This window comes from Allobosea sp. FBZP-16, from assembly GCF_002831785.1.
In the GTDB taxonomy this organism is placed as follows: Bacteria; Pseudomonadota; Alphaproteobacteria; order Rhizobiales; family Beijerinckiaceae; genus Allobosea; species Allobosea lupini.
Window position 1 is genome coordinate 118,354 of the sequence record NZ_LNCQ01000036.1, and the last position, 8,159, is coordinate 126,512.

Consider the following 8,159-nt stretch of genomic DNA (forward strand, 5'->3'; position numbering starts at 1 on the left):
TTCGGAACTGGTGACGGCGACGCGCTCGCTCTCCGTCGACCCGGGCCGGGCGATGATCGTGCTGCCGCCGGGCAGCCAGCCGGTGATCGGTATCACCCAGCGCAGCTATGCGAATGCGATCGCGCAGACCATCTCGCTGGCGACGCGCGGCCAAACGCCCGGCGAGAACAGGGTCGAGGTCGCCTTCTTCACAGCGGCCGATCTACCGGATAGTGCCGGCGTCGAGGGCAACCTGCTCAAGCTGCCGGGGATCGACGACTTTTCCGTCGCGCAGGACATGGAGGAGCGCCTGCCGGGCGTCGCCATGGCGCCCTCCGCCGTATTCGTCCAGAACAAATACGGGCCGTTCGGCTACGCCTTCGGCCGCGGCACCGGCGGCGAGGCCTGCCTCTACGCCTGGCAGCGCATCGCCGATGGCGACAGCATCTTCCGGCCGAAATCGGGCGCGGTCTCGGTCCGCATGCGCATCTGCGACCCCAAGGCGAGCGAAGCCGCGCTGCTGCGCCTCGCCTATGACTATTCGCTCAACGCCTCCTTGCGACGCAGCGGCTGGGGCCCGGCCGGGGATGCGCCGGCGCCCGCACCCGGCCTCGGCCAGGCGGGCGCGCCGATCTACCCGCTGCCGCAGGCTTCGATCGACGACATGCCGGCCCCTCGGCGGGTTGCCCGTCCGCGACCGGCAAGGCAGCCCCGGATCGAATCCGAGCGTCTCCCGGAAACGCAGCCTGTCCCGGACAGGCCGCTAGCCGGATACCCGACCGTTCCACCGCCGCCCACGACACCCTGAGAGCCGAGCGCGCCGAGAGCCGATGCGAACCGCGATCTACGTCTTCTTCTGGGCGATCGCCACGGCAGTGGTCGTGGCGCTGATCACGCTGCCGATCAGCCTGCAGGCGCATCTGATCGCCGGGACGATCGTGGTGGGGGCGATGATCCTGCTCAAATTCCTGCGCCCCTACGGCGTCTGGCGGTTGATCGCGCTCGGCCTCGGCACGGCGATGGTCTTGCGCTACATCTACTGGCGCACGACGAGCACGTTGCCGCCGGTGAACCAGCTCGAGGATTTCATCCCCGGGCTGATCCTTTATCTCGCCGAGCTCTACAACATCGGCATGCTGTTTCTCAGCCTGTTCGTGGTGGCGATGCCGCTGCCGCGACGCACGAGCGCGCCGCCGATCCCAGCCGACGCTCCGAGCGTCGATGTCTTCGTGCCGTCCTACAACGAGGAGCCCGAACTCCTGGCGACGACGCTCTCGGCCGCGCTCGCCATGGACTATCCGGCGGATCGTCTCACCGTCTACCTGCTCGACGATGGCGGCACCGACGAGAAATGCAATGCCGACAATTTCGTCGCGGCCAGTGCCGCGCGGGAACGCCGGGCGCAGTTGCAGAAGCTCTGCGCCGGACTCGGCTGCACCTATCTGACGCGCGAGCGCAACATCAGCGCCAAGGCCGGCAACCTCAACAACGGCCTCGCCAATTCCAGCGGCGACCTCGTCGTCGTCTTCGACGCCGACCATGCGCCGGCGCGCAATTTCCTGACCGAGACGATCGGCCATTTCGGCGAGGATCCGAAGCTGTTCCTCGTCCAGACGCCGCACTTCTTCATCAATCCCGATCCGCTCGAGCGCAATCTCAAGACCTTCAAGGCGATGCCGTCCGAGAACGAGATGTTCTACGGCATCATCCAGCGCGGTCTCGACAAGTGGAACGCCTCGTTCTTCTGCGGCTCGGCCGCGGTGCTGCGCCGCACGGCCCTGCAGACGACCAGCGGCTTCTCAGGCCGCAGCATCACCGAGGATGCCGAGACCGCAATCACCCTGCATGCCACCGGCTGGAACAGCATCTATGTCGACAAGCCGCTGATCGCCGGGCTCCAGCCGGCGACCTTCGCGAGCTTCATCGGCCAGCGCTCGCGCTGGGCGCAGGGCATGATGCAGATCCTGATCTACCACCGCCCGATGCTGAAAAGCGGCCTCTCGCTGCCGCAGCGCCTGTGCTACTCGTCCTCGGCCCTGTTCTGGCTGTTCCCCTTCGTGCGCCTGACCTTCCTGGTGGCGCCGCTGTTCTACCTGTTCTTCGGGCTGGAGATCTTCACCGCCTCGGGCGCCGAGTTCATCGCCTACGTGTTCAGCTACATGGCGGTGAACCTGATGATGCAGAACTATCTCTATGGCCGCTATCGCTGGCCCTGGATCTCCGAGCTCTACGAATTCATCCAGTCGGTCTACCTGCTGCCGGCAGTGATCTCGGTCATCCTCAATCCCGGCAAGCCGACCTTCAAGGTCACCGCCAAGAGCGAGGAGCTCGGAACGCGTCGTGTCTCCGAGCTCGGCCTGCCCTTCTTCATCATCTTTGCCGTTCTGGCGCTGGGCGTCGTCGCCACCTATTGGCGCATCATCACCCAGCCCTACAATGCCGACACCACCCTCGTGGTCGGGCTCTGGAACATCCTCAACCTGCTGATGGCCGGTTGCGCCCTCGGCGTGGTCTCGGAGCGGCCGGAAGGACGCGGCGCCCGGCGTTTCCCGGTCAAGCGCCGCGGGCAAATCAGCATCGATGGCAAGACAGCGCCCGTTGTCACCGAGAACGTCTCCGTCGACGGCGTCGCCATCCGGGTGCTGTCCAAGGAGTTCGACAGGCTGCCAGTGAACAGCATCGGCGAGATCGCCTTCGAAACCTCGATCGCGATGCCGGCAGGCGCCCTGCCCGTACGCGTCGTGCGCCTCGCTCCCGACGCAAAAGGCCTGGTGCTCGGCTGCCGCTACGAGCCGAACGAGCCGCTGCACAGCCGCATCATCGCGGACCTCGCCTTCTCGGATGCGGGAATCTGGAGCAGCTTCCAGAAGGCGCGGCGCCAGAACATGGGCGTCATCTACGGCACCTTGCGCTTCCTGCGCCTCGCCGTGTTCCAGACCAGCCGCGGCCTGTCCTATTTCTTCGGCCTCGCCCGCTTTGCCCGTTCCAATCCGACGCGGGGAGCGGCGGAATGAGGACGCGCCTCCTGCCCATATTGGCCGCGGCGGCAGCTCTTCCGATCCTGACCCCGGGCTCCGCGCCCTGGGCACAGGAACCCCAGCCGACGCCGCCGAACGAGCCGGCGCCGTTCATGATCGCCCCACCTGCCCAGCAACCTGCGGCCGCCCGCCCGGTGGAACCCAAACCGCAGGCAGAGCCGGCACCAGCCCCGGCAACGCCCGCCATTCCCGCCAGCTTCGCCTTCAAGCCGCTGCTGCCGGCCGCCCGCGTCATGCTCGAAGGTGAAGGCGATGCACGCAGCTGGGCCTTTTACCTGACCCAGGACGAGGCCGGCGCCGACCTCAATCTCGACATCGCCTTCCAGAATGCGCTGGTCGTGATGCCGGAGGCCTCGCGCCTGACGGTGCGCATCAACGGCGAGCGCATCATGGAAGCGCCGATCGCCTCCTCCGATCGCCTGAAGCGCACCTCCACCGCGATTCGCAAGGGGCTTCTCAGGCCCGGCCAGAACACGATCCGCTTCGAGGCGGTGCAGCGCCACCGCACCGACTGCACGATCGCCTCAACCTATGAGTTGTGGACGCGCGTCGACGGCGCCGGCACGCGGCTCAGCTTCAGGAATCCGGCGCAGCAATCGCGGCTACGCAGCATCGACGACCTGCCAGCCGTCGGCGCCGATGAGACCGGGCAGACGACGATCCAGATCGTCGCGCCGAGCGCAGCGAGCGCGGTTGCCGCGAACAGCATTCTTGCCGTAGCTCAAGGCGTTGCACTACGCGGCCGCTACAGTCAGGCAGCCATTCGAATCTCCGAGAAACTGCCCGACAGGGTCCGCCCGGGCATGCTGACCGTGCTGCTCGGGACGGGCAAGGAACTGCGCGACCTCATCGGCACTTTGCCGGCGGAGGCTGGCGTCGGCAGCTTCGTGGGCTTCACCACGCACCCGAAGCTCGGACCTGCCGCCCTGCTCGTCACCGGCGAGAGCTGGCAGGATCTCGAGGCCACCATCGCCAGGCTCCTGACCGGGCCGGTCTCCCGGCCGACCAACATCAACCGCAAGACGATGGCCACGGCGAGCTGGCATGTCCCCGACGCGCCGTTCGTCTCCGACAGTCAGGTGCTGCGCTTCTCGGAACTCGGCGTTCCGACGCAGGAATCTTCGGGACGGCGCATGCGCGTGCGCGCCATCCTCGCGATGCCGGGAGATTTCTACGCCAATGCCTATGGCGAGGCGACACTCTATCTCGACGGCGCCTATTCCGAGGTTCTGCCGGGCGACAGCCATATCGAGATCTTCGTCAACGGCAACGTCGCGGCGACCGTCCCGCTCAATACGACGAGCGGGGGCCTCTTCCAGCAAACCCCGATCACGATACCGCTCAGGCATTTCCGGCCCGGCATCAATGAGATCTGGCTCGAGGCGGTGACGCCAGCCAGGTCCGACCTCGCCTGCGGGCCGGGCGCGACATTGCCCGGCAAGAACCGCTTCGCGCTGTTCGACACCACGGCCCTGGCGATCCCGAACTTCGCCAAGATCGGCGTCAACCCGAATCTGGCGGCCGTGGCGGGAACCGGTTTCCCCTATTCGATAACCTCCCAGATCGCCCTGCTCGTCGGCCGTCTGGACGTTCCCAATCTGGGCGCCGCCGCGACGCTGCTCGCAAGGCTCGCCCAGCGCGCCGACCGGCCGTTCCCGGTCGATGTCATCGGCAGCGCCGCCGCCATCGGCAACCGCCCCGCCCTGATCGTCGGCGCCGCCGGCCAATTGCCCGCCGGATTGCTGCCGCGCGTCGGCATCGCCGACAACGTCCGCAACACCTGGCCGCAGCGCGCCGATGCCGTCGTCCTCGTGCCGGAAACCGAAGGCACGGCCGTGTTCGATGCGGTGATCAACCGCTTCCAGGGGCGGCAGACGACGCCCGAAGATTCCGGCGGCGTCGCACCGAGCACCGAGGCGACCCGCGATCGCTGGCGTGGCTCGTTCGGCGGTCCCCTCGCGCGCTATTTCATCAGCTTCGACCGATGGCTGCAGCGGACCTTCGATCTTTCCTTCGCGCAGCTGCGCTCACCCACACGCGCACCAACGCTCTATGAGCCGGCGGAAGGGGCCGAGTTGATCGCCGCCCAAGCGACAGACCCCGATACGCGCCAGGTCTGGACCGCCTTCGTCGTGCGCCAGGAAGAGGCACTGGAGAAGACCGTCGACAGGCTCGTCACCCCCGGCAACTGGGCCGGGATGGCCGGCAAGCTCACCGCCTTCCGCAGCGGGCAGGACAACCACATCCTCTCGGCGGACAGCACGACCTTCGTCATGACCCGGGCGTTCAGCCTGGCCAATATGCGCCTCGTCTTCGCCAACTGGATGTCGAGCAATATCGGCATCTATGCGTTGACCCTGCTGGGAGCCTGCATCGGCCTCGGCATCGGAACCTTTCTGATGCTCGGCCGGCTGGGGAGGCGTTCATGAAACGGCTTCGCGCAACCCTGACCGCCATGCTGCTCAGCCTGACCTCCGGGGCTCAGGCTGCCCTGCCCGCCGGCGCCTGGGAGCTCTACCGGCAGAAATTCGTCACCGCCGAGGGCCGGGTCGTCGATGACGCCAATGGCGGCATCAGCCACAGCGAAAGCCAGGGCTATGGGCTGCTGCTGGCCTGCCTCGCCGGCGATCGCGGCAGCTTCGCCAGCATCCTTTCCTTCATCCGGACCGAATTCCTGATCCGTGACGACGGCCTGGCGGCCTGGCGCTGGGACCCGAAGGCCACGCCGCGCATCAGCGACATCAACAACGCCAGCGACGGCGACCTCCTGATCGCAGAAGCCCTCGCCTGCGCCGGGACGCGCTGGTCAATGCCGGCCTACACCACCGCGGCCCGCCAGATCGCCCGGTCATTGGCCAAGGTGGCAATTGTGAAGCGTGGCGGCGAAACCTGGCTGATGCCTGCGGCGAAGGGCTTCTCGGAGCAGGAGCGGCCGGACGGGCCGGTGATCAACCCGTCCTATTGGGTGTTCGAGAGCTTCCCCATCCTCGCCCGCCTCACCGGCGATCAGAGCTGGCTGCAGGTACAGGCCAGCGGACTGAAGCTGCTGGACGAGCTCGCCAGGCGGAAGATCCCGGCGGCCGACTGGCTCTCGCTCAAGGGCGAGCCGAAGCCCGCCGACGGCTTCCCGCCGCAGTTCGGCTATAACGCGCTGCGCATCCCGCTCTATCTCCTGCGGGCCGGCCTTGCCGACAAGCAGCGTCTCGAACCTTTCCGCCAGGCCTGGGCCAATGGCACGGCGGTGATCGACGTGCCCAGCGGCAAGCCGGCGGAGCCGCTGCCCGATGCCGGCTATCGCATCCTGAACGCCGCGATGGCCTGCGCGCTCGACCGCACGCCGATCCCGGCCGAGCTCAAGACCTTCCAGCCGACGCTCTACTATCCGTCGACCCTGCATCTGCTTGCTCTCTCGATGCTCAGCGAGAGGTATCCGCAATGCATGTGAAATCCGTGCTGATCGCCGTCGCAGCCTCGAGCGCCGCCTTCTACGGGCTGGGCCGCTATGGCCATGACCTCAGCTGGCCGGCGGCATCTGTGCCGGCCGTGCGCCAGGCGCAGGCGGAGACACAGATCGAGCCGACGCCGCCGTCGCAACCGGCCCCTGCGGGTCAGTTGGAGACCGAACTGGCTCAAGCTCCTGCAGCGCCGGGGCGGCCGGCACCGCCACCCGGGCCAGCGCAGAAGGTCGATGAGACGGCATTGCGCTATTTCGCCAGCCAGGGCGACACTCGCCGTTACGAGGCGGAACTTGCCCGGCTGCGCGCGCTCTATCCGGAATGGAAGCCGCCGACCGATCTGAATTCGCCACTGCCGGCCGGCGATCCCGAGCTGGAGCGAGTCTGGAAGCTGTTCGCCGAGGGCAAGTTCGGCGAGGCGCGCGCGGCAATCGCCCAGCGCAGCAGCACAGATGCGACCTGGCAGGCTCCGGCCGATCTCCTCGCCCAGCTCGACCGGGCCGAGGCTGGTCTGCGCCTGGTCAATGCCTCCAACGCCAGGCAATGGGAGCAGGTGATCAGGATCGGCACCGAGATTCCGGCGCTGCTCACCTGCACCAATGTCGACGCGCTCTGGCGCGTGGCCGAGGCCTTCGTCCAGACCGGCGCGCCCGAGCGCGCGCGCGACGCCTATGCCTATGTGCTGACCAACTGCACCACCCCGGCCGAGCGGGTCGGCACCATGCAGAAGGCGCTCGCCAGCCTGCCCGAGGCGTTGGTCGGTCCCTTGCTGGCGCAGGAGAAGCAGAGCGAGTTCTCCAGCATTCGCGACGAGATCGCGCGGCGTCGTATCGGCAAGGCCGCGGAAGAGCCGGCTCTGACCGCGACGCCCGAGGAGCTCCACCGCATCGAGACGCTCGCCAATGCAGCGACGACGCCGGACGATGCGATCCTGCTCGGTTTCTACAGTTTCCACCACAACGACGCGGCCAAGGCCGTGACCTGGTTCCAGACTGCGCTGGCGCGCAATGGTGGCGCTAAGGCGGCGGAAGGCGCCGTGCTCGCCCTCGGCGCCCAGCAGAAACACCAGGAGGCGGAGACGCTCGGTGCGCAATGGCTCGACGCCGGCCCGGCCAACCGAAAGGCCTATCTCGATGTCGCGACCGCGCTGATCGCGCAGGAGCCGGCGCCGCGGCTCGAGCGCGCCGTCGTCGAGCGTATCGCCAAGACGGTCGGCGTCGATCGCTATGCGCCAGGCGGCGCCGGGCTCGGCTGGTACGCCTATAATTCCGGCCAGATCGCCCCGGCCGAAACCTGGTTTGAGACTGCCCTCTCCTGGGATCGCAATTACGAACCGGCCGCCTATGGGCTCGCTTTGGTGCATCAGCGCCTGCGCGACCTGGTCGGATTGCGTGCCATCGTCGCCGAATGGCGCAATCGCTCGCCGCGCATCGCCGATCTGCTGAACCCGGCGCGCAGGCACTCCCCAGCGCAGGAGCGGGAAGTCCGACCGCTGCCGGAAACAACCCCGACCGCGCGGACAGCCCAGATACCCGAGCCAGCAGAGCGGGCGCCACGCCGCGTCGTTCGGGCCGAGCCCGCGCCGGTCATGCGCCACGAAGACGACATTCCCGCTGCCGCGGTGAGGCAGCGCCCGGCAGCCGAGCGCCCGCGCAGCGGCTCCTGCGGCGCGGGCGCCAGCGGGGCG

At 67.9% G+C, this 8,159-nt stretch carries 4 protein-coding genes and 1 pseudogene; all 5 read left to right on the top strand.

The window, feature by feature from the left end:
* The first annotated feature begins 10 nt into the window (after positions 1 to 10).
* Entirely contained in the window at positions 11 to 787 is a 777-nt protein-coding gene (bcsN, locus tag CXY91_RS19860; RefSeq protein ID WP_158673503.1) for a cellulose biosynthesis protein BcsN, read from the top strand.
* Between the two features lie 22 nt (positions 788 to 809).
* A complete protein-coding gene (gene bcsA / locus CXY91_RS19865) occupies positions 810 to 2,993 on the top strand; it encodes a UDP-forming cellulose synthase catalytic subunit (protein ID WP_100962931.1) in 2,184 nt (727 codons plus the stop codon).
* Complete coding sequence (locus CXY91_RS19870) at positions 2,990 to 5,446, top strand: cellulose biosynthesis cyclic di-GMP-binding regulatory protein BcsB (RefSeq protein WP_100962932.1); 2,457 nt, start codon at positions 2,990 to 2,992, stop codon at positions 5,444 to 5,446. The genes bcsA and CXY91_RS19870 overlap by 4 nt, the downstream gene beginning before the upstream one ends.
* A complete protein-coding gene (locus CXY91_RS19875; protein WP_100962933.1) occupies positions 5,443 to 6,462 on the top strand; it encodes a family 8 glycosyl hydrolase in 1,020 nt (339 codons plus the stop codon). The genes CXY91_RS19870 and CXY91_RS19875 overlap by 4 nt, the downstream gene beginning before the upstream one ends.
* Positions 6,453 to 8,159: pseudogene (locus CXY91_RS19880) on the top strand (cellulose synthase); the annotation flags it as partial. The gene CXY91_RS19875 and the pseudogene CXY91_RS19880, both read left to right, overlap by 10 nt.

Coding starts and splice junctions, on each gene's coding strand:
- CXY91_RS19875 (WP_100962933.1), top strand. CDS start 5,443: ATGAAACGGCTTCGCGCAACCCTGACCGCCATGCTGCTCAGCCTGACC.
- CXY91_RS19870 (WP_100962932.1), top strand. CDS start 2,990: ATGAGGACGCGCCTCCTGCCCATATTGGCCGCGGCGGCAGCTCTTCCG.
- bcsA (WP_100962931.1), top strand. CDS start 810: ATGCGAACCGCGATCTACGTCTTCTTCTGGGCGATCGCCACGGCAGTG.